General features: G+C 68.4%; 22 protein-coding genes. 13 read left to right on the top strand and 9 right to left on the bottom strand.

All coding sequences use genetic code 11. The features are described 5' to 3' along the window. Positions 1 to 21 precede the first annotated feature (21 nt). A complete protein-coding gene (gene dgcN, locus CAP40_RS10025; protein WP_256924118.1) occupies positions 22 to 1,014 on the bottom strand; it encodes an N-acetyltransferase DgcN in 993 nt (330 codons plus the stop codon). A 247-nt stretch (positions 1,015 to 1,261) separates the two neighbouring features. On the opposite strand from dgcN, the gene CAP40_RS10020 reads away from it, so the two are divergent. From CAP40_RS10020 to CAP40_RS10010, 3 genes are read left to right on the top strand one after another with little or no spacing between them, the layout of a single operon-like run. Then, positions 1,262 to 2,650, top strand: a complete 1,389-nt coding sequence (locus CAP40_RS10020) for an amidase (protein ID WP_179188047.1) — start codon at positions 1,262 to 1,264, stop codon at positions 2,648 to 2,650. A 6-nt stretch (positions 2,651 to 2,656) separates the two neighbouring features. Further along, entirely contained in the window at positions 2,657 to 3,778 is a 1,122-nt protein-coding gene (locus CAP40_RS10015) for an AraC family transcriptional regulator (RefSeq protein WP_086129281.1), read from the top strand. Next, positions 3,768 to 5,036 carry an MFS transporter gene (locus CAP40_RS10010; RefSeq protein WP_086129279.1) on the top strand — a complete coding sequence of 423 codons (1,269 nt, stop codon included), beginning with the start codon at positions 3,768 to 3,770 and terminating at the stop codon, positions 5,034 to 5,036. The genes CAP40_RS10015 and CAP40_RS10010 overlap by 11 nt, the downstream gene beginning before the upstream one ends. Here the strand turns inward: CAP40_RS10010 and CAP40_RS10005 are convergent. After that, positions 5,033 to 6,472 carry an amidohydrolase family protein gene (locus tag CAP40_RS10005; protein WP_086129277.1) on the bottom strand — a complete coding sequence of 480 codons (1,440 nt, stop codon included), beginning with the start codon at positions 6,470 to 6,472 and terminating at the stop codon, positions 5,033 to 5,035. The genes CAP40_RS10010 and CAP40_RS10005 overlap by 4 nt on opposite strands. Next, positions 6,469 to 7,083 (bottom strand): FMN-binding negative transcriptional regulator, encoded by a 615-nt coding sequence (locus CAP40_RS10000; protein WP_179188045.1) that lies wholly within the window; start codon positions 7,081 to 7,083, stop codon positions 6,469 to 6,471. Before CAP40_RS10000 ends, CAP40_RS10005 begins: the two co-directional genes overlap by 4 nt. A 152-nt stretch (positions 7,084 to 7,235) precedes the next feature. Here CAP40_RS10000 and CAP40_RS09995 point away from each other — a divergent pair, with 152 nt between their 5' ends. The 4 genes from CAP40_RS09995 (at position 7,236) to CAP40_RS09980 (ending at position 10,996) form a co-directional block, all read left to right on the top strand. After that, positions 7,236 to 8,234: a dipeptide epimerase gene (locus CAP40_RS09995; RefSeq protein WP_218822130.1), complete on the top strand. Its 999-nt coding sequence runs from the start codon at positions 7,236 to 7,238 to the stop codon at positions 8,232 to 8,234. Positions 8,235 to 8,346: 112 nt separating this feature from the next. Beyond that, positions 8,347 to 9,435, top strand: a complete 1,089-nt coding sequence (gene pip, locus CAP40_RS09990; protein WP_086129269.1) for a prolyl aminopeptidase — start codon at positions 8,347 to 8,349, stop codon at positions 9,433 to 9,435. A 258-nt stretch (positions 9,436 to 9,693) separates the two neighbouring features. Beyond that, a complete protein-coding gene (locus CAP40_RS09985) occupies positions 9,694 to 10,266 on the top strand; it encodes a hypothetical protein (protein WP_256924117.1) in 573 nt (190 codons plus the stop codon). A gap of 61 nt (positions 10,267 to 10,327) precedes the next feature. Then, positions 10,328 to 10,996 carry a hypothetical protein gene (locus CAP40_RS09980; protein WP_086129265.1) on the top strand — a complete coding sequence of 223 codons (669 nt, stop codon included), beginning with the start codon at positions 10,328 to 10,330 and terminating at the stop codon, positions 10,994 to 10,996. A gap of 20 nt (positions 10,997 to 11,016) precedes the next feature. On the opposite strand, the gene CAP40_RS09975 is transcribed toward CAP40_RS09980, so the two are convergent. After that, a complete protein-coding gene (locus CAP40_RS09975; RefSeq protein ID WP_243857122.1) occupies positions 11,017 to 11,295 on the bottom strand; it encodes a helix-turn-helix transcriptional regulator in 279 nt (92 codons plus the stop codon). Positions 11,296 to 11,618: 323 nt separating this feature from the next. On the opposite strand from CAP40_RS09975, the gene CAP40_RS20450 reads away from it, so the two are divergent. The 5 genes from CAP40_RS20450 (at position 11,619) to CAP40_RS09955 (ending at position 15,456) form a co-directional block, all read left to right on the top strand. Beyond that, on the top strand, positions 11,619 to 11,762 hold the full coding sequence (locus tag CAP40_RS20450) for a hypothetical protein (RefSeq protein WP_179188043.1): 144 nt from the start codon (positions 11,619 to 11,621) through the stop codon (positions 11,760 to 11,762). Between the two features lie 36 nt (positions 11,763 to 11,798). Further along, positions 11,799 to 12,470, top strand: a complete 672-nt coding sequence (locus CAP40_RS09970) for a response regulator (protein WP_086129262.1) — start codon at positions 11,799 to 11,801, stop codon at positions 12,468 to 12,470. 20 nt (positions 12,471 to 12,490) lie between these two features. Further along, on the top strand, positions 12,491 to 13,906 hold the full coding sequence (locus CAP40_RS09965) for a HAMP domain-containing sensor histidine kinase (protein ID WP_086129260.1): 1,416 nt from the start codon (positions 12,491 to 12,493) through the stop codon (positions 13,904 to 13,906). 69 nt (positions 13,907 to 13,975) lie between these two features. Further along, positions 13,976 to 14,626, top strand: a complete 651-nt coding sequence (alkB, locus tag CAP40_RS09960) for a DNA oxidative demethylase AlkB (protein WP_086129257.1) — start codon at positions 13,976 to 13,978, stop codon at positions 14,624 to 14,626. Between the two features lie 128 nt (positions 14,627 to 14,754). Then, positions 14,755 to 15,456: a 2OG-Fe(II) oxygenase gene (locus CAP40_RS09955; RefSeq protein ID WP_218822137.1), complete on the top strand. Its 702-nt coding sequence runs from the start codon at positions 14,755 to 14,757 to the stop codon at positions 15,454 to 15,456. A 39-nt stretch (positions 15,457 to 15,495) separates the two neighbouring features. On the opposite strand, the gene CAP40_RS09950 is transcribed toward CAP40_RS09955, so the two are convergent. The 4 genes from CAP40_RS09950 to CAP40_RS09935 form a co-directional block, all read right to left on the bottom strand. Further along, positions 15,496 to 15,873 carry a YdbL family protein gene (locus tag CAP40_RS09950; RefSeq protein ID WP_086129253.1) on the bottom strand — a complete coding sequence of 126 codons (378 nt, stop codon included), beginning with the start codon at positions 15,871 to 15,873 and terminating at the stop codon, positions 15,496 to 15,498. After that, entirely contained in the window at positions 15,873 to 16,067 is a 195-nt protein-coding gene (locus CAP40_RS20780) for a YnbE family lipoprotein (protein ID WP_086129426.1), read from the bottom strand. Before CAP40_RS20780 ends, CAP40_RS09950 begins: the two co-directional genes overlap by 1 nt. Positions 16,068 to 16,093: 26 nt before the next feature. Next, positions 16,094 to 19,186 (bottom strand): YdbH domain-containing protein, encoded by a 3,093-nt coding sequence (locus CAP40_RS20880; protein ID WP_086129251.1) that lies wholly within the window; start codon positions 19,184 to 19,186, stop codon positions 16,094 to 16,096. A 191-nt stretch (positions 19,187 to 19,377) separates the two neighbouring features. Next, positions 19,378 to 20,814 carry a LytTR family DNA-binding domain-containing protein gene (locus CAP40_RS09935; protein ID WP_179188041.1) on the bottom strand — a complete coding sequence of 479 codons (1,437 nt, stop codon included), beginning with the start codon at positions 20,812 to 20,814 and terminating at the stop codon, positions 19,378 to 19,380. A gap of 75 nt (positions 20,815 to 20,889) precedes the next feature. On the opposite strand from CAP40_RS09935, the gene CAP40_RS09930 reads away from it, so the two are divergent. Next, the gene (locus tag CAP40_RS09930) at positions 20,890 to 22,383 is read left to right on the top strand and encodes an alpha/beta hydrolase (RefSeq protein WP_086129249.1); all 1,494 of its coding nucleotides are present in this window, start codon (positions 20,890 to 20,892) and stop codon (positions 22,381 to 22,383) included. Positions 22,384 to 22,429: 46 nt separating this feature from the next. On the opposite strand, the gene CAP40_RS09925 is transcribed toward CAP40_RS09930, so the two are convergent. After that, the gene (locus CAP40_RS09925; RefSeq protein WP_179188039.1) at positions 22,430 to 24,571 is read right to left on the bottom strand and encodes a TonB-dependent siderophore receptor; all 2,142 of its coding nucleotides are present in this window, start codon (positions 24,569 to 24,571) and stop codon (positions 22,430 to 22,432) included. Positions 24,572 to 24,838: the final 267 nt, after the last annotated feature.

Here is a 24,838-nt window from a genome sequence, read left to right as displayed (position 1 = left end):
GGGGAGCGCCCGCCCCCTCACTCAGTTCAGCAGCACGTCGAGGATGCGATCGACGCCGTGCCGGATCGGGTCGCTGCAAGGCAGTCCCGTCTGCGCTTCGATGTCCCGGATCGCGGCGTCGATCGCGGCGGGTTCCATGCGCGAGGTGTTGACGCTGATCCCCACCACGCGCGCCTCCGGATTGGTCAATTGCGCGGCGGCGACGTTCATGTCGATGCAGCGCCGCAAGTCGGGCACGCCATAGTCGAAGCCGAGCAGATGGGTGCGGACCGGTTCGTGGCACACCACCAACGCGTCCGGCTGGCTGCCATGGATCAGCCCCAGCGTGACGCCGGCATAGGCCGGATGGAACAGCGAGCCCTGGCCTTCGATCACGTCCCAATGATCCGGCGCGGCGTCGGGCGACAGCCATTCGGCTGCGCCGGAGATGAAGTCGGCGATCACCGAATCGATCGCAACGCCGCGCCCGGAGATCATGATGCCGGTCTGCCCCGTCGCCCGGAAATCGGCATCGACCCCGCGCGCCCGCAATCCCGCCTCCAGCGCCAGGGCGGTGTATTTCTTGCCGACGGCGCAATCGGTGCCGACGGTCAACAGCCGCTTGCCGGAGCGCTTGCGCCCCGAGCCGGGCAGGAAGCCGCGATCGGGCTGGCGAAGATCGAGCACCGCGCGCCCCGTCCGGTCGCGGGCTTCGGCGATCGCCGGTATGTCGTTGAGGCGCTGGTGCATTCCCGCGGCAAGGTCCAGCCCCTGTTCCAGCGCATCGACCATGGTCGCGACCCAATGCTCCGGAATGAAGCCGCCGACATTCACCACGCCGACGATCATGGTCCGCGCGCCCGCGCGAGCAGCCTCGGCAGGCGTCATCTCGGCGATGCCGAGATCGACCGTGCAGCCGGGCAGCCGATGCTGCGCCAGCACAAGCTCGCGCCGCCACTGATTGACCCCCGCAGCCGTTTTCGCCGCGCTGAGCTCGTCCACGTCGCCCAGGAAAAGCAGATATGGTGCCTGCATCGTCATCCCCGTTTCATTGCCAGAAGGCGATGAGGGGTGGCGCAACGCCGGACGGACCGCTTTGCCATTCCGGGCCCGCCATTAGCCGTCACGGTTTCGGCGGGAAAAATCGCGAACTGGCGCGCCTCGACGGCTAAACCGAAATGCCCGGAATGGTTTCAAATCATCGTCGTCAATCAATGTGGGACGGACGACGCAACCGATGCAGGATATCGCGGAACAGACACCCCTGGCGCCAAGAACGACGATGGCATGGGAGATCGGCCGCCTCGACGCGCATGACCAGGCCGCGCTCGTCCGCCGGGGCGAAGTGTCGGCACGCGAATTGTGCGAGAGCGCGATCGAGCGGATCGAAGCACTCGATGGCGCGCTGAATGTGATCACGCACCGCGACTATGATGCCGCGCTGGCCCGCGCCGACCGCGCCGCCGGGCCGATGGCAGGCGTGCCGTGGCTGCTCAAGGACGGGCTCGACTATCGCGGCATGCCCAACCGCAGCGCCAGCCGCCTCCACCGCGATGCCGCGCCGGGCGATGTCGACTTCCCGTTCACCCAGGCCCTGGACGACGGCGGTCTGGTCGCCCTGGGCAAGACCAACGCGCCGGAATTCGGCCTGTTGCCGACCACCGAGCCGCTGCTCTACGGCCCGGCGCGCAACCCATGGGCGGCGGAGCGCTCGCCCGGCGGATCGAGCGGCGGCGCGGCCATCGCGGTGGCGACCGGCATGGTGCCCCTGGCCCATGCGGCGGATGGCGGCGGCTCGATCCGCATCCCGGCTTCGTGCTGCGGGCTGGTCGGCCTGAAGCCGGGGCGCGGCGCGACTCGGCGCGCCCGTGCGCCGCACCTGATGGAGGACCTGCTCGCCTGCGACATGCTGCTCGCCCGCAGCGTGCGCGACGTGGAATGGGCGATGGGCATGGTTGCCGCGAACGCGCCCTCGCCCGCACCCCTCCGCGAGAAGAAATTGCGGATCGCCGTGGTCACCACCAACCTGAACGGCGACCAGCCCCATCCGGACGTGCTCGCCAGCACCCTGCGCAGCGCCAGGCTGTGCGAGGAACTGGGCCATCATGTGTTCGAGGCGCCGCCGCCCTATGACGGCCCGGCGGTGATGGTGGCATTCAAGGCGATCTGGGCCTATCTGGCGCGCGACGTGCTGCAATCGGCCCGTGCGCGTTTCGGCGCCGCCGCCGATATCGCGGTCGAGCCCTGGACGCTGGGGCTGGGCGAATGGGCGGCCGGCGCCGCGATCGACGATATCGACCACCTCTTCCGCGCGACGGAGGATGCCCGCCGCGCGCTGGACTCCGCGTTCGGCGATGCCGATGTCATCCTGTCGCCGGTGCTCGGCCTTCCCGCGCTGCGCATCGGGGAACTGGCCCCTGACGCGGATTTCGATCACATCATGCAGTTGATGTTCGATTATGTGTCCTACACGCCCCTGCACAACCTGACCGGCCATCCGGCGATGTCGCTGCCGATCCAGCCGGGGCCGGACGGCGTGCCGATCGGCACGATGTTCGCCGCGGGGCGGGGCGGCGAGCCGCTGCTGCTCGACCTGGCCCGCCAGCTCGAGCACGCCGCGCCGTGGAAGGATCGCTGGCCCGGCTGCGTTCCCGGCGCGAGGATGGGCTGACCGACGATGACCGACCCGCCCCCGCCCGAGATCCTCTCCCGGAGCCTGCACGACATGCTGGCGCAGCTTCGCGACCCGGCCGCTGCGGAGGGGCTCTCGACGCGGAAATCGGACGGCTGGAGCCATCCGACGCCCGGCGGCCTCGGCTTTCGCTACGAATATGACAGCAATGTCGCCAAGGGCGGATGGGAATTCTACGAGCTGCACAACGGCGTTTGCGTCGCCCTGGTCAACATGGTGGCGCGCCGCCAGCTCGCCCGAAGCCACCGGTGCGACGACTATCTTGCCTTGTCCGCGGTGCTGAACGGCAATGTCCGGCTGACCGATGCAGCGGGCACCGACGGCGAACTCGCCGACGGCTATTGCACCATCTACGGCACGGGCGGCGGGCGCAGCTTCGACACTGTCTACGAGGCGGGCGACCATCTGCGCTGGGTCACCCTGTATTTCGAGCGCGGGCGCTTCTTCGAGCTGACCGGCCTGACCGAGAGCGACATCCCGGCCGATCTCGCGCATTATGTCCGTGACGGCGGCGACTATCCCGTCCGCAACGTGCCGCTGTCGGAACTGGCCTCGCTCACCGCGCACCAGCTCATCTCGCCGCCCTTCGCCCGCGCCTTTCGCGGCGCGTTCATGTCCGCCAAGGCGCTGGAGCTCGCCTGCCACATCCTGTTCGGCCTGTCCCAGCCGGACAGCGAGCAGTTCGGCGGCCGGTTCGAGGCAGAGGACCATCGCCGGCTCAAGCGGGCGATGCAGATCATTCGCGACAATATCGACCAGCAGATCAGCATCCACGAGATCGCCGAGATGGTGGGAATGACCCGCCACCGTCTGCAGATCGGCTTCCGCATGATCTATGGCGAGACGGTGGGCCGCATCCGCGACAAGCTGCGCATGGAGCTGGCGCTCGACCTCATCCGCGATTCCAAGATGTCGATGATGGAGATCGCGCTGGAGACCGGATATGAACATGCGGCGAGCTTCACGCGCGCCTTCAAGGCCGCGTTCGGCGTCTCGCCGATCCAGATGCGCAAGGTGGCGAACGATGAGTTGCGCGTGCGGCACCTTGCCTCCAGCCTGAAACGCGGCGCCAGGCCGGCGAGCGAAGGGGACGACGATGCGGCCTGAGGCACGCGGGGCGAAGATCCCGCGGGGCGCGATCGTGCTGCTGTTGAGCGCGATCTACGCCGTCAATTACATCGACCGGCAGATCCTCGCGATCATCCTGGAGCATATCAAGCACGAGTTCCGGGTTTCCGACACGCTGCTCGGGCTGCTCGTCGGCCCGGCCTTCGCCCTGTTCTACGCGACGCTGGGCATGCCGATCGCGCTGGCCGCCGACCGGATGAGCCGTTCGCGGATCATCATCGCCTCGCTCGCCTGCTTCAGCGCGATGACGCTGGCGTGCGGGCTGGTCGCGCGCTTCTGGCAGCTCGTCGTCGCGCGGATGCTGACGGGCGTCGGCGAAGCCGGCACCGGGCCGGCCTCGCAATCGATCATCTCCGACCTCTACGGCCCGTCCGAACGGGCGACGGCCCAGGCGATCTACGCCACCGGCGTCAATGTCGGGCTGATGATCGCCTTTTTCGCGGGCGGCTGGATCGCCGACGCCTATGGGTGGCGCGCGGCCTTCATCGCCGCCGGCCTGCCCGGCCTGCTGCTGACCCTGCTGGCGATGGCGGTCCTGCGCGACCCGCCCCGGCCCGCGCCGGTGCAATCGCCCTCGCCCGCCGCCGTGCGGCTCGGCTTCCTGTGGCGGCAGCGCTCCTATCGCTACATCGTGCTGGGAACGGCGATGAGCGCCTTTTCCGGCTATGGCATCACTGCCTTCGTCCCCGCCTTCCTGATCCGCTCGCATGGCATGGGCTCGACCGAGGTGGGCCTGATCTTCGCGCTGATCGTCGGCCTGGGCGGCGGACTCGGCACCTATGCCTCGGGCCGCTTCGCCGACATCGCCGCGCGGCGCGGCGGGATCCATCGCAACCTGCTGGCGCCGGCCATCGCCGCCGTCGTCTCGATTCCCTTCTGGGTGCCGTTCTTCCTGGCCGGCAATGTCGCGGTGGCGATCGCGGCGGCGGTCATCCCCGTCTCGCTCAGCGCCGCGTTCATCGGCCCCTGCATCGCGACGATCCAGACGATCACGCCGCCGCCGATGCGCGCGCGTGCCGCGGCGATCCAGCTGTTCGTCGGCAACCTGATCGGCCTCGGCCTCGGCCCGCTGGTGATCGGGGTGCTGAGCGACCTGCTGCGGCCGGTGTTCGGCGCCGACTCGCTGCGATACGCGATGTTCGCCGGCGTGGCGGCAGCCGCTGCCTCGATCCCCTTCTACCTGGTCGCCGCCCGCCATGTGCCCGAGGACCTGAAGCGGCTGGACGGCCGCGACTAGCTTCCGCGCTTCAGCAGCCGTCCGGCACAGGCGCCGGTCACGCCCTGCCCCTCGCCATAGGCCAGCCGGCCGTTGACCCATGTCGCGACGACGCCTGCCGACAACAGGGTCGGCGCGGTGAAATCAGCACGATCGATGATGCGCGCGGGGTCGAACAGCGTGAGATCGGCATAGGCGCCCTCCGCCACGATCCCGCGGCCGGATATTCCAAAGGTCTCCGCGGTCAGCCCGGTCATCTTGTGGACCGCGGTCTCGAGCGGGAACAGCCCCAGGTCGCGGGCATAGTGCCCGAGCACGCGCGGGAATGTGCCCCACAGGCGCGGATGGGGCCGCTCGTCATGCGGCAGCCCGTCGCTGCCGATCATCGTCAGCCGGTGCGCCATGATGCGGCGCACCTCGCCCTCGTCCATCGAGAAATAGACTGCCCCCGCCGGCACCAGGCGCGCCGCCGCCTCATGCAGCGGAACCCGCCATTCGGCGGCGATCTCCGCGAGCGACTGCCCGGCGCGGTCTGGATGCGGCACCGACCAGCTCACCACCGTCTCGATATCGGGGCGCACCCATTCGGGGCGCAGCACGGTGCTGGATGCGCAATAGGGATAGACGTCCAGGCCGATGGGATGGTGGGCGGCGCAGGCGTCGATCATCGCCAGCGTCGCGTGCGACTTGCCGAAATTCTCCGGGGCGGTGCATTTGTGATGGCTGATGACGATCGGCAGGCCGCCGGACACGCCGATGCCGATCGCTTCCGCGACCGCCGCCTCCACCGCGTTCCCCTCGTCGCGCAGATGCGTGACGTAGAGCCCGTTCCGCGCCGCCGCGCACCGGGCGAGCGCAACCAGTTCATCCCTCTCTGCGCCGCCGCCGGGGGCGTACCAGAGACCGGTCGACAGGCCTGCCCCGCCCTGGTCGAGCGCCTCGGCCAGCCGAGCCGCCATCCGCCCGACTTCCGCGGAAGTCGCCGCCCGCCCGGTGTCTCCGCCCATCGCCTCGATCCGGATCGGCATGTGGCCGACCAGCGCCAGTGCGTTCACCGCCGGCGGGACCTCCGCCAGCTGCGCGGCATAGGCGGCGAAGCTGGGGAAGCGCCACCAGCGCGCGTCGCCGAGCAGATCGAGCGGCGCAGGCGGGCGGCTGTCGAACGCGACCGGAGACAGGCTGATCCCGCAATTGCCGACGATCACCGTCGTGACCCCCTGCGACAGCTTGCACAGCATCGCCTCCGCCCCGCCGAGGATCAGCCGGTCGTCATGCGTGTGCGCATCGATGAAGCCCGGCGCGAGCGTGAGCCCCGCTGCATCGACCTCCTCCCGCGCCACGCCGATGTTGCCGCCGATCGCGACTATCCGGTCGCCCTCCACCGCGACATCCGCGACGATGCCCGCCGCACCGGTGCCGTCGATCACCAGCGCGCCGCGAATGGCGAGGTCGATCACGCCTCCGCCTCCAGCCGTTCGGCGTTCATGGCCGCTACCCAGCGGACCAGCGCATCATCCTCCAGATGGTCGAGCGTTTCGCGGACCACCGGCGGCGCCTCGTCCTGGGCAAGCTTGAACCGCGCATCGACCTTCAGGATCGTCGCCGTGAACCCGATCACGCGATCGCGCAACGCGGCGTAGCGATGCGCGATCTCCGTCACGCGCCAGCGCTCGGGGCGGCCCTGCTCCATCTGGTGGACCAGCAGGTTGATCGCGCGATCGGTCAGATCCGCGCGCAGGGTGATATCGGCGGTGAGCGTCGCGTTGACATAGATCCATGTCGGCGCCGAATCCCGATCGGCGTACCAGCTCGGCGAGACATAGGCATTCGGCCCCTGGAACAGGATCGCCGCACGCGGCCGCTCGCCGAGGCGCGCCACCAGCGGGTTCGTGCGCGCCATATGGCCCAGCAGTAGCATCTCGCCGTCCTCCGGCGGCAGCACCAGCAGCGGCAGCTGGCTGCTCAGCACTTCGCCGGCTGGATCGACGCTCACCAGCCATGCCAGCGGGCAGGTGCGCACGAGCGTGGCGACATCCTCCGGCGAACGGGGCGCGAAAGGCGAATTCACTCGATGTTTCTCCGGATGCCAGGCCGGCGAGACAGCCACATCGCGCCGCGCCCTGCTTTGCAATCCGACCCGCGAATTCGCGAAACCGCGCGCCGGACTGCAAAGCCGGCCCGCGCCGCGCCGCTATGCCGGCGGCACGGAGGAAGCGCGCAATGAAGGTGGATGCACGAACCGAACAATGGGAAATGGCGGAGCCGTTCCGCATCTCCGGCGAGACCTTCACCCATGCCGAGATCGCCGTGGTCACGATCGAGGATCGCGGCGTCATCGGCCGCGGCGAGGCGTGCGGCGTCTATTATCGGGGAGACACCGCGGCGCGGATCGTCGAGCAGGTGACGCGGCTCGCGCCCGTGCTCGCGGAGGGGATCGATCGCGCCTGGCTTCAGCGCCTGCTGCCGGCCGGGGGCGCGCGCAACGCCCTCGACGCCGCGCTCTGGGAAATCGAGGCGGGCCATGCCGGAAAGCCGGTATGGCAGCTCGCCGGCCTGTCCGGGACACGATCGCTCCCCACCGTCTTCACCATCGGCATCGCTTCCCCGGGAGAAATGGCGCGTAAGGCGGCGGGCATGGCGCACGCGCGCCAGATCAAGCTGAAGCTGGAGGGCGATGGCGAGGACGGGGAACGGGTCAAGGCGGTGCGCGCGGCGCGCCCCGATGTCGCGATCGCCGTCGATGGAAACCGCGGCTTCGATCCGGATGGGCTCGATGCGATCCTGCCGATATTGCGCGCGGCCGGCGTGACGCTGATCGAACAGCCCTTCGCGATCGGGCGCGATGCCGACCTGCGCCATGTCGACCGCGCCATCCCGATCGCGGCGGACGAAAGCGTCCAGGACAGCGGCGATCTCGAGGGGCTCGTCGGCCTGGTCGACCTCGTCAACATCAAGCTCGACAAGTGCGGCGGCCTTACGCACGCGCTCGAAATGGAGCGTACCGCGCGCCGCATGGGCTTCGGCGTCATGGTCGGGAACATGACCGGCACGAGCTGGTCGCAGGCCCCCGCCTTCGTCCTCGGCCAGCGATGCGACCTTTGCGATCTGGACGGACCCACCTTCCTCGCCCGGGATCGCACGCCGGGCGTCCGCTATGCGGACGGCCTGATCCATTGCCCGGACGCGATATGGGGCGGCGGGCGCCGACGCGAACCCTAGGGACCGCGAGAAGATAGACGGCTATACCGGTGCTCCTGCCGGGGATACAGCCCGCATGCGGCCCAGCGTCGCGATCGCCCGACATACGGGGCCCAGCACACGGGAAACGGACATGGATTTCTCCCAGCTCCAGCGCACCAGCAAGATCGTCGACGAATGGCGTTATCCGGCGGCGGAGGCCCGAAGCAGCGGGCTGTTGCAGGTCGATCGCGATCCCGATCACCGCCTTTATTGGGAGGAATATGGCAACCCGGCCGGCGAGCCGGTCATCGTGCTCCATGGTGGCCCGGGCGGAGCCTGCACGCCCGCGATGGCGCGCTATTTCGATCCCGGACGCTATCGGATCGTCCTTTTCGACCAGCGCGGCTGCGGCAAGAGCGAGCCGACCGTCGCATCCGCCGGCCCCGCGATCGCGCTCGCCAACAACACGACTTCGCATCTGATCGAGGACATCAACCGCCTCCGCGCGGCGCTGGACATCGACGGAAGGATGCACGTGTTCGGCGGAAGCTGGGGCAGCACGCTGGCAATGGCCTATGCGATCGCCCACCCGCATCACTGCGCCAGCCTGATCCTGCGCGGCATCTTCCTGGGCGCGGCGGAGGATCTCGATTTCATGTATCAGGGCAATGCGGCAACGTTCGAGGATGCGCCGTTCGCCCTCACCGCGCCGGGCGCCTATGTCAGCTATCCCGAAGCCTGGCGCCGGTTCCTCGCCCCGATCGCTCCTGCCGACCGCGGCGACGTGATGAAGGCCTATAAGGCGATCTTCGACCGCGTGCCGTCGACGAAGCAGGAGCGCGAGCAGCAATTGGCGGCGGCGCTGGCATGGTCCATCTGGGAAGGCACCATCTCCCATGCGATCCCCGACGTCGATGACAGCGGGAAGTTCGGCGAAGATGTTTTCGCCCTGAGCTTCGCGCAGATCGAAGCGCATTACTTCGCCAACGGGCTGTTCCTGGAAGCGGACCATCTCATCCGCAACGCCGCGACGCTGGCGACCATTCCGGTGCACATCGTCCATGGGAGGTTCGATCTGGTCTGCCCGCTGACCCAGGCCTCGCGGCTGGCCGCCGCTTTGCGGGAAGCCGGCACGGAACCCGCGACCTTCGTGGTGACCAATGCGGGGCACAGCGCGATGGAACGCGAGAACGCGCTCGCGCTGACTGCGATCATGGACGGTTTGCCCCCGCTCGGTTGACCGCCGGCGGGCGCTCAGGCGCCTTTCGGCCCTGAATCGATTTGCAGATGATCGGCCACTATCCCGCTGTAAGGAAACATATTTCCTTCGCAGCAATGCTTCCGCACGGCTGACGCCCCCCGGGAAATCCCCCACGGCCTAGCATGTTGGAGCGCTGTAAGGCGGGAGGCATCGGGCGGGTTCCGCCGGATAGCTGTAAGCCTGCCCCCATGTCCTAATCCGGGCACCAGCAGTCGCTGGGACGGTAGGAGATGTATGATGAAGATTATTGCAATCGGCGCAGCAGCCCTGGCGGTACTCACGGCCGCTCCGGCCCTCGCCCAATCGTCGGGCTCCGGCAATATCGGCGGAGGTATCGGCGTGGGTGTCGGCGGCTTCACGAATGGCGGCATCAATACCGACTCGCTGAGCAGCACCAGCACGAGCGGGATCAGCGGAACCATCAACAACGAGCTGTCGGCGTCGTCCGGCAGTGGTTTCGGCGGTACGATGAACATCAACAGCCTGCCCGGCGGCACCAGCTATGCGGTGGTCGGCGGAGTCGGCGATGCCGGCACCTCGATCACCTCCAGCGTGAGCCCCTCGGGCGTCGGATCGATCACCAGCAACAGCTACAACGGCGGTGTCTATGGTGGCCTGACCCACGGGAACGCCGCGTTGAACATGCAGGTGATGAACTTCGGCGAGAGCGCCGGCGACTACAAGTTCACCGCCAACTTCAATGCGTCCAACACCACCACCGTGAATGCAGCCAGCATCGACTGGAACGCCGCAGGAGCAGTGGGACTGGTTGGGTTCGGGTTCGGCTCGCTCGGCTGGACCGTCGAATAGGAGGCTTACAGGCGGGGCGGCAGCCGCCGTCCCGCCTCCCTTTCCGTTCAGGAGTTCGATCATGAAGCACCTAGCAGTCGCGGCGACCCTCGTCCTGATGGTCAGTGCCACAGCCGCCAACGCCCAGCAGACGGCGACGGACAACGCCTCGTCCAATAGTGCGGTGACCGTCGAGGCGATCACCGGCCCAGTCAGCGAGGCTCCGGCCCACGAGACCGTCACCTATAGCGGGCATGAGTGGACCACCCCGAGCGTCCAGGGCAGCTATTTCGCCGGCGCCAATCCCTGCCTGATCGGCACGGGCGGCGGCATTGCGGGCGGGCCGATCGGGATCAACCTCAATTTCGGCCGCAGCGACGAAGGCTGTACGCGCAGGTCCGATGCCGCCGCGTGGCATGCGATGGGCTTCGACAATGTCGCGGTCGCCCGGATGTGCCAGGATCGCAAGAGCGCCGATGCCTTCTTCGCCGCCACGGGCACGACCTGCCCTGGTGCCGATCCCGGCCGCTATCGCGCCGCCGATGGCAGCAAGGCGCCGATGGCCATGCTCGTCGCGAACAGCCGCGCGATCCCCGGAAATCCCAATGCCGGGCCGGTGGACCTGAGCAATCCGGCGGTACAGGCCGCGATCCACGAGGAAGCCGCGCGCCTGGCACGCACGAACGCCTTCGCGCCGCAAGCGCCCAAGGGCATGCTTCCGCCGCCGCCGCCGCCGCTGCCCCAGCAATAGGGGCGGCAACGGGCCTTGTCTCAACCGGCAATGATGAAGGGAATGTCGAGATGACCTTGGAGACCGAACCGGAACGCCAGCTGGATCATATGGGCGCGGTTTCGGGCACGAAGCTTCAGGCGAATATTCTCGACGTGGCGATCCACGGTCTTCGGACTGATCTCGAGCCGTCTGGCGATTTCCTTCGCACAGAAACCGCCGGCGGCGAGATCGAGGACCTGCAGTTCGCGGGGAGTGAGATGGTCATAGGAATGCGCTCGTTCTTCCATGGTGCATTCTCCGATACTGGCCTCGCGCATGGCGCTTCCCTGAAACCCGAGCCATGCCGAAACTCGGCCAATCCCTCGTGGGCGAGGCTGCTTACTCCAACCTTACGGGCAGATGTCGGCCGATCGGGTGCTGTCTCGAATCCGTACAGGCCCCGCGCCGCCTTTTCAGGGGACATGGTCGGGGAATGGCGGAATTCCGCGCTATCCCGGCCCCTCAGGCAGTCCTGTGGCTAGGGAGTTTTCCGGAGGGCGACAGCGGCCTCCCCACCACGCGAAGCCGCTTGTCCACGCGGGACAACGCTACGATAGTCGCCGTCATGAGGTACGCGCCATCCTGTCCAGCAATGGGACAGATGAAAGCCGTGGCGAAGGCGATGATCGAGCACGGCCATGCGGACACCGATCCGGCGCTGCCGACCGACCGCGCGCCTGCCGATACCTTCACCGACGATCCTGACGGCATTTTTGCCCCCGACCTGTTCGGAGAGGGATCCTGACTAGATGCGGCCCCTGGCCGTGACGGAGCGAGTTAGATGCGTTTGCTGATCGTAGAGGATGATGCGGATCTCGCCCATGCGATGGCCTCGGCATTTGCGAAGCGCGACGTGCGCTGCGATCTTGCCAGGACCGCCGGCGATGCCGAGCTCCTGATCCAGACCGTCAACTATGCGGCCATCATCCTCGACCTCGGCCTTCCGGACGAGAACGGCCTCGCCCTGTTGCGGCGCCTGCGCGCGTATAAGCGCATGGAGCCAATTCTCGTGCTGACCGCGCGCGGCGAGGGCGAGATGCGCGTGCAGGGGCTGGATAGCGGTGCCGACGACTATATCGTCAAACCCTTCCTGTTTCCCGAACTGCATGCGCGGATCTGCGCAGTGCTCCGCCGGCAGGGCGGCTATGTCGAACATCTCCTCGCTGTCGGGGACCTGTCGCTGGATACCCGGACCCGCGAAGTGCGAGTGGGCGGCGAGCCCGCCGATTTCTCGGAACGCGAGGCGGAACTGCTCGAACTGTTGATGCGTCGATCGGGCCATGTCCTTTCCAAGCGCGTCATCGAAGACCAGCTATTCGGCTCGGGGGACATGCTCGGCTCGAACGCGGTGGAAGTGTACATCCACCGGATCCGACGGAAACTGGACAGCCTTGCGGCACAGGTCAGACTCAAGACCGTGCGCGGCATCGGCTACATATTGCTGAACTCGTGAAGGTGCACTTCCCCAGATCGATGTTCTGGCAGCTGTTCCTGTCCCAGGTCGTTCTCGTGCTGTTTCTGGCGGTCTTCCTGCCCATGTTGCTCGGATATCTTCTGAGCACGACTGCCGATCAGTTCGTAGCGGACAAGCTGAGGCATGAGGCTCTGATCATCGCAACGGGCAGCCCCATAAGATCGCAGGCCGGCGGCTTCACCTTCGAAGGCAGGTTCGGCGTCGCCGATACCGGCGGCCTCGATTTCGAGTCCAGTTCCGGCCCGCCTCCGATCCCGTCCGCCGACCTCCAGCGGGGCGACACGCCGATATTCTTCAAATATGGCCGCTATGACGTGCTGACCCTCCCGGCGCCCCGTCCCGGGCGCCAGGAATGGATCGTCGTTGCGCAGGATCGAACCTTTCCCAACCATATCGTCGACGACATAGTCACGACCTTCCTCGAGCGTTCCGGCTGGATCGTCCCGGCCTCCCTGTTCGCCTCGCTGATCATCGGACTTCTCATCCTGGGCCGCGTGACGGGCAGGTTTCGGCGCATGGCGCGCCAGGCCGATGCGATTGGCCTGGACCATATCGGCCACCGCCTGGAGCCGACGAGTGTTCCCCTGGAAGCCGTTCCCCTCGTGCACGCAACCAATCACGCCCTCGACCGCCTGGAAGCTGGCTATCGTTTCCAGGGCGAGTTCATCGGCAATGTCGCGCACGAATTGCGTACTCCGCTGGCGCTTATCTCCCTGCGCCTCGAGGCGCTCGACCCTTCTCCCGAACGCGACGCCGTGCAACTGGGCGTCGAGCGGGCCAATCGCGTGGTCCAGCAGCTGATGGATCTGGCGATCGTGGATCGCCACCATCCAGGGGTCGAGATATTTGATCCCGTGGCGCTTGCCGGCGAAGTGGTCAGCGTGATGGCGCCGCTCGCGCTTCGCCGGGATCACGACATCAACTTCACGGCGCCCACCGGCGTTCATTCCTGGGTGGAAGGCATACCCGGACTGGTGCAGATCGCGCTGACGAACCTGATCGACAACGCCGTTCGCCACACGCCCGCGGGCTGCACGGTTTCGGTCCGGGTCGAGCAGGACGGCAGCATGGTCGTGGCGGATGATGGCCCCGGCTTCACCGTCGAGGTCGTGGCCAACCAGATCAAGCGCTATCGAAAGGAGGGAGCCAATCGAACCGACAGCGCCGGCCTGGGACTGTCCATCGTCGAGCGGATCATGACCGCCTGTGGCGGCTCGCTCAAGATCGACAATCTCGCGCCGAATGGAACGCGATGCGTCGTCAGGCTCCGGGCCGTGCCCCCTCCCCCCGACACCGTCGCTCCCGGCAGCCCGGCACAGCAGCGCAGGAAGCAGGCATGGCGACTTGTGCAGAGATCGATCGCCACCCCCGACGCCGATCGGGATGCGGGACGGGGCGCTCCAGGCTCGATTTGAAGACAAGGATCGGAGTGCACCCGGTCGCCGCGGACGGCATGGCGTTCGCGATGCTGGAAAGACGCGCATATGGCTGACCTGTTCGCCCCGCTGCGGGCGGAGGAACCGTCGCGCGAAGCCCTTGCCGACGGTGCGATGCTCCTGCGCGGGCTGGCATTGCCGTTCGCGCCGGCGCTGGTCGAGGCGATCCATGGCATCGCCGCCGCTTCGCCCTTCCGGCACATGGTCACGCCGGGCGGCTATGCCATGTCGGTCGCCACGACCAATTGCGGCGCGGCCGGGTGGATCACCGATCGGAGCGGCTATCGCTACGACGCGATCGACCCGGAAACCCGCAAGCCATGGCCGAAGATGCCCGAATGCTTCGCGGCACTGGCGGAACTGGCGGCGACAGAGGCCGGCCATGCGCAGTTTCGGCCGGACGCGTGCCTGATCAATCGCTATGTCCCCGGCGCGCGCCTGTCGCTCCATCAGGACCGGAACGAGCAGGACTTCACGCAACCGATCGTCTCGGTTTCGCTCGGGCTGCCCGCCATCTTCCAGTTCGGGGGGATCCGGCGCAACGATCCGGTACGCAAGGTTGCCCTGCATCATGGCGACGTCGTCGTCTGGGGCGGTCCGGCGCGCCTTCGCTTTCACGGCGTGGCGGAGCTGAAGGACGGCTTCCACGACCGGTTGGGCCGGCAGCGCATCAACCTGACCTTCCGGCACGCCCGCTGATCGCGATCGAACCCATTGCCGCAGGTTCGAGAGCAAGGACCGGAGTTCGGCCGGCGCGCACGCCCGATATCGATGCTCCCGAGGCGCAGCAAGGAACACATGCCATGACCCTGATAACCTTGGATAAGATGGCGGCACGGATCGCCGATCATGATTGGCCGACCGCTTCCCGGGAGCTGGACGGCCAGGGTTCGGCGATGTTGCCCGGGCTGCTCGCCCCGGAAGAGTGTCGCGCGATCGCGGCATCCTATTCCGACGAGAGCCGCTTTCGAAGCCATGTGCACATGGCCCGGCACGGGTTCGGCAAGGGCGAGTATCGCTACTTCCGCTATCCGCTGCCCGATCTCGTCGGCACGTTGCGCGCGGCGCTATATCCGCGCCTGGCGGACCTCGCCAATGCATGGAACGACCGCATGGGCATCGATGCGCGATATCCCGCCGACCACCCATCCTTTCTCGAACGATGCCATGCCGCTGGCCAGCGCCGGCCGACGCCGCTCCTCCTGCAATATGGCCCCGGCGACTATAACTGCCTCCACCAGGATCTCTATGGCGCGCACGTCTTTCCGATCCAGGTGGCGATCCTGCTTTCCGAGCCGGGGGTCGATTTCACCGGAGGCGAGTTCGTGCTGACCGAGCAGCGGCCACGCATGCAGAGTCGGGCCGAGATCGTGCCGCTCCGGCGGGGCGACGCCGTTGCATTCGCCGTCCACCATCGCCCGGTGCAAGGCACGAGAGGCACGTATCGCGTCAATATGCGCCATGGCGTGAGCCGCGTGCGGTCCGGCACGCGCCACACCCTGGGGATCATCTTCCACGACGCGACATAGGGCCGAGGCGCTCGCCGGAGCGCGCGCCACCCCCGCCGTTCAAAGGCAGCGGGGATCCCGTACGGGCGCATCGCCGCCACGGGTGAGCCAGCGGCCATCGGGTGCCCGGTATTTCTCGCCCGCCACGGTGCGGGCGATCAGGTTGCAGCCGGTGACGAACGCCATCTGCTCGACCGTCGAGCTTGCCGCCGCCTGCTGGGTATATTGGCGCTTCCGCTGGATGTTGATGTTGTTCACCATTGCCTGAAGCTCGGCCGTCGGGCTGCCGACGATGCCGAGATAGCCGTCGGGCTGCTCGCCGACGAGCCCGGCCTGGCGCGCCGCCTGATAGGCGGGGTCCCGCTGCGCGAAAGCAGGCGCGGCCATGGCAACCACTAGCGCCGCGGCAAGGCTGAAGGTGGGAAGCAACTTGCGCATCAGAATATCCCCGGATTGTCCTGGATTATGGCCTTCGCCTTGTTGTCGAGACGATAGACCACTTCCTGGGTAATCGAAATGTTGAGGTTGATGACGATCGGCTTGTCGGGCGCGGTCACGTTCACGCAACCGCCCGCGAGCATCACCGGCGCCGCTCCAAGGCACCCGATCCAGTGTGGCAACGCCTGTGTCATGCTTCGAAGCTGCATATTCTTGCCTTTCATGGGACAGGGGCGCTTTCACGGGGCTGAACGGCGGGCTTGGCGCTCTCCTGTGCACGATTCTGCTCCTCGATCAATGACGGCAGGTTCCGCTCGATGAGGCGGCGCGGATCATACCAGGACTGGATGGAGTCCAGCAGCTGGCGGAAGGGCGCGCTGATCCGCACGTTGAACACGAAGGGCAGCCGCGCGAGCCGGCGGATCAGGAAGTTCGATTTCGTGCCCGCGCCCTGGCTTACGCCCGAAAAGCCGATATCCGTGATCATCTCCCCGGCCAGCGGGCCGTTCATCCGGATGGTGAGATCCTTGTAGTTCAGCGATTTCAGCGCCTGAAACGCCATGTTGCCCCAGAAGCCGACATCCTGCCGCGATACCTCGCCGACATAGGCGATGTGCCCACCCGTCCGGGCGCGGAGTTCGCCACCTTCGATCCGCCCGCCCTGCGCGTCGAAGATCATCGGGAGGGTGCCGTCGAACGTTCCCGTGGCATCCAGATTGTCGAAGGCCATTTCCTTCAGGAACAGCGCCGCGTCGGCGCCCTTCACATGGAAGGTCAGCCGCCGCTCGCCCGCCACGTCGAAATCGAGGACGGTGGGATCCAGGACGAGCTCGCCGCCCGCGAAGGGCCAGCGCGCCCCTTCCACCCGCACGCGGCGGCTGTCGAGCAGCTGGTAGCGCAGCACGCCGCCGCGCACCGGAACGCCCGGATTGATCTCGGCTATATCGGCCGCCTGCCCCGGCGCGCTGCGCAGGTTCAGCAAGTCGGTGAAGTCGAGCTGCGTCGTAAGCCCCTGCACCGGGCCGAAGGCCGCGGCCAGGGCGACATCGGTCGCAGTGAAATGGCCGGTGCTGGTCACCGTGTCGCCCGACCAGCCGAACCGGCCGGTTCCGGCGACGAGCCCGTCCACATCGGCGATCACGCCATAGGTCAGCGAGGTGAGATCGCCGGGCTGCAGGCCGTCCGTATGGAAACGGATGCCGGGTATGTCGAGCAGCGCCTGCCCCTCCCCGCGCGCCAGGTCGTGCGCGATCTTCACCGTGCCCACGGGCAGCTGGCGCTTGGGGCTGACGAATGCGGCTTGTGCGTCGATCTTGCCATCGCTCAGGCGCAAGCTGCCGTTGGGCGCCGCCAGGGGCTCGAAGCGCGCCGCCGCCTCCGCGTCGGCAAGGGTGAAGCTGCCCCGCAGCAACAGATCGCCGCTCTCGACATGCCAGCTGCCCTTGCCCTCCGAGAGCAGCAGCGGCACCGCGCCGATCTGGCCGCCGAGCGCGTCGAATTCTCCGCCCAGGCCCGAGCGGAAGTCGCCCTCCAACCGGCCGATATCGAGGCGGGTCGGCCGATCGCCCCCCAGGCGCGCCGCTGCCTTGGCAACGGTGAAGCGGCTGGCGGCCAGGTCGAGCTGGGCCGCTTCCGCCGCAACGCGCAAGGCGCTGTCGCCCACTCTGCCCTTCAGTTCCGGCTGTGCGAGCCGGATGCCGCCGGCGAGCCCATGCGGCCCCCATCGGACCATTGCCGGCCCGAGCGGGCACAGCTTGAGACGATCGCCATCCAGGACGGCACTGCCCATGGCCATGCGCGAGAAGCCGATCACGCCGCACTGGGGGTTCACCGCGAGCATCTGCGCATCCCAGCGCACCAGGAGCGGCATCGACAGCCCATCGACGTGCCCGCCGTTCACCGGCCCCGACAAGGTCATTGCGGTCCGCACTTCGCCGGCCGTACCGCGCACGCTGAAATCGAGGGCGGAGAGTGCGAGCCGGGCGCCGTCGGCCATATAGGGCCGCACCTGGCCGGTGCCGCGCAGTTCGCCGGTCCCCGCCCGGCGTGACAGCTGCACCGCCGCATCCGGCAGTCCGCCGCCGCCGAGCGAGAGCTGCCCCGCGAGATCGAGCCCGCCATCGCGCAGGTCGAGCCCCAGGCCGGCGCCCTGTCCGAAACGCAATCGCGCGCCCGAGCGCGCGGCAAGGTCCAGCCGGCGCAGGCGGAGCGTGGTCCGATCGGCATGCATCGCGAGCTCGATAGCCGCGGAACCGCCAAAGGCACGGCCGGCCTCGCCCACGGCGCGCGCTAGCCGCCGGACCAGCGGCGCGACCGGCGTTCCCTGCCCAGCATTGCCATAGCCCGCGACCCGGCCGAGCAGGGATGCCGGCAATGCAGCCCCCTCCACGGCGACCTCGCCCTGGAACGCAGCGGTTTCGCCCAATGCATAGCGGCCGGATATCGCCGCCGAACCCGCGCCGACCTGCGCAGTGGCAAGCGGACCGGAGCGGAGCGCGACGCTGCCCGCCGTACGGGCACTATCCCCATCGAAGCCGATGCCGCCACGCAGCCCGCGCAACTGCCCCAAGGAAGAGTCCATGGCCGCGGCATCCAGGTCGGCACTGCCCTTCCAGCGTGCCAGCGATGCTTCCAGAGCCGCCCGGACCTCGACACGGAGTTGGGTCACACGGGTATCCGCGCAGGCGATCCGCGCTGTCTGGACGGGGCCGTCCAGGCGCGGCGCCCCGTGGCTGACGCGTACCTGCATCCTGGCCGCGACGCCCTCCAGGGCGCAGCCCGCGATGCGCAGATGGGAGGTATCGGCGCGCAGCGTGCCGGCAAAGCCGTCGGCCAGCATCCCCTTGCCGCTGAGACCGAGCACGACGAGGCCGCCGCCGCTGTCGAGCCGAAGCTGGGCGTCGGCGACATCCACGATCAGGCGGGGCAGCGAGAATGGCTTGCCGGAGGGCGGCGGCAGCAGCCGGTCCAGCGAGCCCATCGAAAGTGTGCCGTTGACGATCCGGCCCCTGGCCCGGACCTTGCCCGCCTTCGCCACCAGCACCTCCGCCCGCCAGGGGTAAAGCGAGGTGCGCAGCTCGATCCAGTCCGCGACGAGGTCCGGGTTGCGTGGGTCGCCGATCGACACGTTGACCAGCCGTTGCCGCCAGGGCGACAGCTGCTCGATCTCATAGCGGGCGGGAACGCCTCGCCTGGCCAGTTCGCGGTCGACGAAGCCGCGCGCGATCGTTCGGCGCTGCAGCCATGCCGCCCCCGCCGCCACGGCCAGCAGGACCAGCAGGCCGACGGCCGCACGGCGCCAGCGCCATGGCACGCGCGGAGCAGCCGCTCGCGCGCTTCCGGCGTCCGCTTCTTGGTCACTAAGGTCCACGCCCGCTCCAGCCAACCAGCGCCCATCCGGTTGCGGCGCCGCGATCTCCTAGAGTAATTTCATCCCCCAAAGGTTCCGTCAAAGGCAAGCAGCGCGGGAATTCGTCCGCCACTGCCTTGCCTCTGCTCCAGGCGCTATGCCGGCATCGCTGCCGTGACGGGAGGAACGTCCAGGGCCTCGCGCAAGGCAGGCTGGCGGGAGCGGCTGACGGGCAGCGGCGCGCCCTCGCTCAGATATAGCCGCCACCGGTCGCCGTCGCGCTCTAGGCGCTGCGCCTGGGCCAGGTTGGCGATCGCCGAGCGGTGGATGCGCAGGAAGCTCGCGGGCAATTGCGCCGCCAGCCCATCGAGGCGTGCGGCATGCAGCAGGCTGCGGCCGCCGACCAGCCGCAGCTCGACATAGTCGTCGGCGCCCACCACGGCGAGGATCTCGGCGATCGGCACCAGCTCGACACCCCGCGCCGAGGCCACGGTCAGGCGCTCCGGGCGGCTGACGGCGCGGGTCAGGGCAGCCTCGCGGCCGCGATCGTCCCGGCCGAGCCGGACGACCTCGACCATCAGCAGCGGCAGCACCAGGCCGGCGGCGAGCAGGAAATAGGAGAGATCGGCCAGCCATTCGGGGAATGCGAGGGCCAGGACGAGGAACAGCGCCAGATACGCCAGGGCCGGCCGCGCGCCGGGAACGCGCAGGCGCACGCCCGCCGCGGCCGGCACGACGGCGAGCGCAACCCCCAGGATCAACGCCCAGACCGTCTTGACGTCGAAACCCGGGAGCAGGGCCGTGGCGCCGATCACGCCGACGGCCAGGCTGATCATCGGCGTGCGGGCCCTGGGGAGGAACCGGGTCGTGGCATAGGCCACCAGCAGCAACGCGAAACTGGCCGCCAGCGCCCAGATGGCGCTCATGCGCCAGGCATGCAGGGGATAGGAATAGTCGAACAGCGTCCGCATGCTCTCGACGATCGCCTGCAGGGTGGCGACCGCGGCCATGCCGGCCAGGATCAGGCTGGACCCCGTGCGGCGCATGGCATGGATGGCGCCGAAGCCGAACGCGGCGGCCAGCAGGCTGCCGGCCGCAAGGAAAGTGATGGCCAGCGGCGCGATGCGTTGCCGATGGGGATAGGGCAGTACGGCCAGGGCGCTCATCGGGCGAGCGAAATGCAAGCCGCCATGGAAGGACGACAGGTGTAGCACCAGCAGGTTCCCGCCGGGCCGCCAGGCGGTTTCGCGGATCGGAAAGATCGCCTGGTAGCGGCCGGGAATTTCGGCCTGTGCCGTGGCGCCCGGGCGGCCGTTGATGCCCAGGGGCCGGCCGTTGAGCCAGGCCTCGGACGAGGCGACGCCCGCTACATAGAGGACGCGCGGCCGCGCGTCGGCCGGGGCGCTGACGACCGCCCGGATCCAGAGCTCGCGGCCCTGCGGGTCGACGAAATCCTGGATCGGGTGGCAATCGCGCAGCAGCGGTCCGGCCGGACCGGCCGCGCCGTGACAGGCCTGCCACGAAATGTCCTGGGCCCGGGCCGGGACCACGAAGCCGATCAGAATGATGGTGAGGAGCAGGATTCGCCGCATGCGCCCCCTCTAGGGCGCCACTCGCCGAGATGCACCGCCATTCGCCGATGACCGGGTGTCGTTGACCGAAGCGGGATGGCGATCGGCACCGCGAGCGGCTCAGCCATCGGCATGACCTGTACATCGCTCAATCGCCGCGCCCTGCTCGCTGCCGCCGCCATCGCCCTTCCCGCCCTGGCCCTCGCCCGCGCCTCGGCGCAGACCGCGCCTCCGTCGCAGGCCGGCCCCTTCCGCTTCAAGGGCTGGCGCGGCGCGGAGACCGATGCCGAAAGGGGCTTCTTCGAAGTGCCCGAGGATCGCCGCGATCCCCGTTCGCGCAAGATCCGGCTCGGCTATGTCCGGTTCCCGTCGACGGCGGCCAGGCCGGGTCCGCCGATCATCTACCTGGCCGGAGGGCCCGGCGGCGAGGCGACGGGCGCGGCGACCGGGCCGCGCTTTCCGATCTTCATGGCCCTGCGCGCCGTGGCCGACGTCATCGCCTTCGACCAGCGGGGCACAGGCCTGTCCAGCACCATCCCGGAACGGCCGGCCTCGACGCGTCCCGTGCCGGAATTCACCGAAGCCGGGCTGACCGCCTATTTCCGTTCGGAACTCCAGAGCGCCTGGGCCGACTGGACGAAGGCCGGCGTGGCCATGGCCGGCTACAATACCGAGCAGAGCGCCGACGATATCGACGATCTGCGGCGGCATCTGGGCGCGGAGAAGATCGACCTCTGGGGCACCAGCTATGGCTCGCACCTGGCGCTCAGCGTGCTCAAGCGGCATGGCGACAGGGTGAACCGCGTGGCCCTGTCCAGCCTGGAGGGCCAGGACCAGACGGTGAAGCGGCCGGCACGGATCGATGCCTATCTGCGCCAGGTGGACGCGCTGCTCGGCACGGACCCGGCCGCGCGTGCAGCGGTGCCGGACCTGCCGGCCCTGATGCGCCGCGTGCACGCCCGGCTGGAGGCGCAGCCGGCCTTGACCGCGGTCACGCTGAACGGCGCGCCGGCCGAGATCAGGATGGGCGGCTTCGGCGTCCAGATGCTGGCGAGCGGGCTGATCGCCAACCCCCACACCCTCGCCATGCTGCCGGGCCTCTATCTGGCGCTGGATGCCGGCAGGACCGCGGCGCTGACGCCGTTCCTCGGCGACGTGGCCGGCCTGCTGAACCTGAGGGGAATGCCCGAGGCCATGGATCTGGCATCCGGGATATCGCCGCGCCGGCTGGCCCTGATACGGCGCGAGGCGCAGGCCGCCGTGCTGGGCGAGGCGCTGAACTTCCCCATGCCGCAGCTGATGGGCGCCATTCCGGGCGTCGACCTGGGCGACGGCTTCCGGGCCTCGATCCGCATCGACCATCCCGCCCTGCTGATCGCCGGGTCGCTGGACGGCCGCACGCCGCTGGCCGAGCAGGACGACGTGGCGGCCCAGTTCCGGCGCAAGTCCCGCGTGATCGTCGAGAATGCCGGCCACAACGTGTTCGAAGCGCATCCCGAGGTGCAGCCCCTGCTCGTACGCTTCTTCGGCGGCGAGGCGGTGGCCGACACCCGGCTGATGCTGCCGCCGCCGAAGTTCCGGGTGGCGTGACCAAGCGGGGTGCCGCACAGCCGGCACCCCGTCGCCGCACGACGCGTCAGAAATTATATCTGAGCGTCGCCCGCGCATTTCGCGGCTCGCCATAGACGAAGCCGGGGAACCAGCTGTTGCCGCTGTAGAAGGTCCGGTCGAACAGATTGTCGACGTTGAGCTGCAGCGAAAGCTGCCTGGTCATCTCGTAGCGGGCCATGAGATTGACGATGGCGTAAGCGGGCTGGCCGATCGGCTCCACGATGCCGGTGCCCGGGTTCTGCGCGGTCACCGGCGGCCGGCTCTCCCATTTGAGCGCTCCGCCCAGGCTCAGCCCGTCCAGCGCATCGGCAAAGGCGTATTTGGTCGCCAGGTTGAACGCCCGGCGCGGCTGGTGTGCGAGCACGTCGACGCCCTGGGCGTCCTTCGCGCGATAGTCGCTCCAGCCCAGGCTGAGGTCCCATTGCCGCGTCACCTTGCCGACGATCTCGATCTCATAGCCCTTGGCGACGGTCCCCGTCGCCCCGCGATAGGCCGGGTTGGACGTGCCGGGCACGAACTGCCCCGGATCCGGTACGGCGAGATTGTCCTGCTCGATGCGGTACACGGCCGCCGTCGCCAGGAGCTTGCCGCCCAGCAGCAGCGCCTTCAGGCCAGCCTCGTAATTCTTGCCCTCCAGCGGATTGAGCAAGCGCCCGTTGCGGTCGCGGACATTGCCCTGCGGCTTGAAGATCTTGGTGTAGCTCGCATAGGCGGACAGGTTGCTGGTGATGTCGAGGACCAGCCCCGCATAGGGCGTGAGCACGCCCTTGTAGGTCAGCCGATAGGCGGGAGTGGTTCCGGCGGCCTCCTCGTTGCGCCGGAAATAGCTCAGCCGTCCGCCGCCGATGAGCTTGAGCGGGCCGACCAGGCCGATCCGCGTCGTGGCGAAGAGCGCGGCCTGGGTGGTGGCCCCGCGGCTGGAGACATAGCGCGGTCCCCAGGCGGGCTGGGCGAGCGTCCCGTCCCAATGGTTGAAATCGGCGATCGGATCCATCGCGATGGGATCGCGGTTCGACCATCCATCGGTGAGGCGGTTCACCATGGCGCCGACGGCCAGGTCGTGCTCGCCGCCCAGCAGCGAGAAGGGGCCGCTGGCCTGGATGCTGCCATTCCATTGTTCGGGATCGGCCTTGAACCAATAGGCCGAAGTGGCCATGCCGGCGCCGGTCACTCGGTTGGGCATGCCGTCGAGCCACAGCAGCCGCGATTCCTCCAGCCCCTTGTGATAGCCGAGATCGCCGCGGATGCTCCATTTCCCGCCCAGGTCGTGCGTGAGGGTGGCGAAGCCCGAAATCTCCGTGGTGTTCCAGAAGCCCCAGTCGGTGCCGGTGGTCTTGGAGCGCGGCCAGCGCGTCCGGGTGCCATCGGTGTACCAATAGGGGAGCTGCGCCCACATCACGCCGTCGCGGTCGTCGCGCTGATAGCTGGCGCCGACCGACAGCTTCGTGCGCGGACCGAGATCGGCATCGACCACCCCATAGAGGACGAGGCCCTTCTTCTCCTCGCGATCGACGAAACCGTCCTGCCGATAGGCCTGGGCGACGGCGCGCACGCGTACCGCCCCGGCGGCGTCGAGCGGCGACTGCACGTCCACGGTCCCGGCGAAGCGGCTCCAGGACGCTGCTTCGAGGCTGACCTGACCGGTAAAGGCATCGGCATCGGCGTGCTTGCGGATCAGGTTGACGACCGCGGACGGATCCCCCGCCCCGTGCATAAGGCCCGCCGCGCCGCGCACCAGGTCCACGCGCTGGTAGATCGCGGTGCTCGTCTCGCCGAAACCGACATTGCCATTGGCGAACGGCGCGCCGTCGAGCTGGAAGTTCTGGACCTCGAAGCCGCGCGCGGAAATGGCGCTGCGGCCGCGATCGATATCCTTCTTGGAAATGCCGACGGCGAAATCGAGCGCATCGTTGATCGAGATCAGCGCCTGGTCGTCGATCTGCTGCCGGGTGATGACGCTGATCGTCTGCGGCGTCTCGATCGGCGTCAGGTGCAGCCCGGTGGCGGTGGTGGGCTGGTCGCTCCGGCCATAGCCCGTGACGACGATGCCCTCGCTGGTCTCTTCCTCCGCCGCCGTGCCCTGCTGTGGCGCCTGCTGGGCGTGGAGCGATGCCGGCATGAACATTATGGCAGAGCCGGCCAGCAGCAAATGAAACGAACGGCGCATCATCGTCCCCCTTCTTGTCTTTCGCCGCGCGTCATCCTTCCCTCCATCCCGGGCGCAGCCGCGATCGCTCCCGCCGGAACGGAGCCGTCGCCCGGGGGCGGACCGGCGGATCCGGGAGATGGAGCGAGCGTGAGCCGTTCGCGAAGACGGAAGCGACGATTCGCGTTCCCGATGGCGCGCCACTAATGCGATTAATTAGCAATTGCAAATCTGCAAATGCCGAGAAGGGGTCTCCCGTATTATCGGGCGGCGCAGGGCCGCGCGCCG

The organism is Sphingomonas sp. IBVSS2, assembly GCF_002127225.1.
Lineage (GTDB): Bacteria > Pseudomonadota > Alphaproteobacteria > Sphingomonadales > Sphingomonadaceae > Sphingomonas.
Note: the sequence above shows the minus strand (reverse complement) of the source record. Positions and strands in the feature narration are given on the sequence as shown.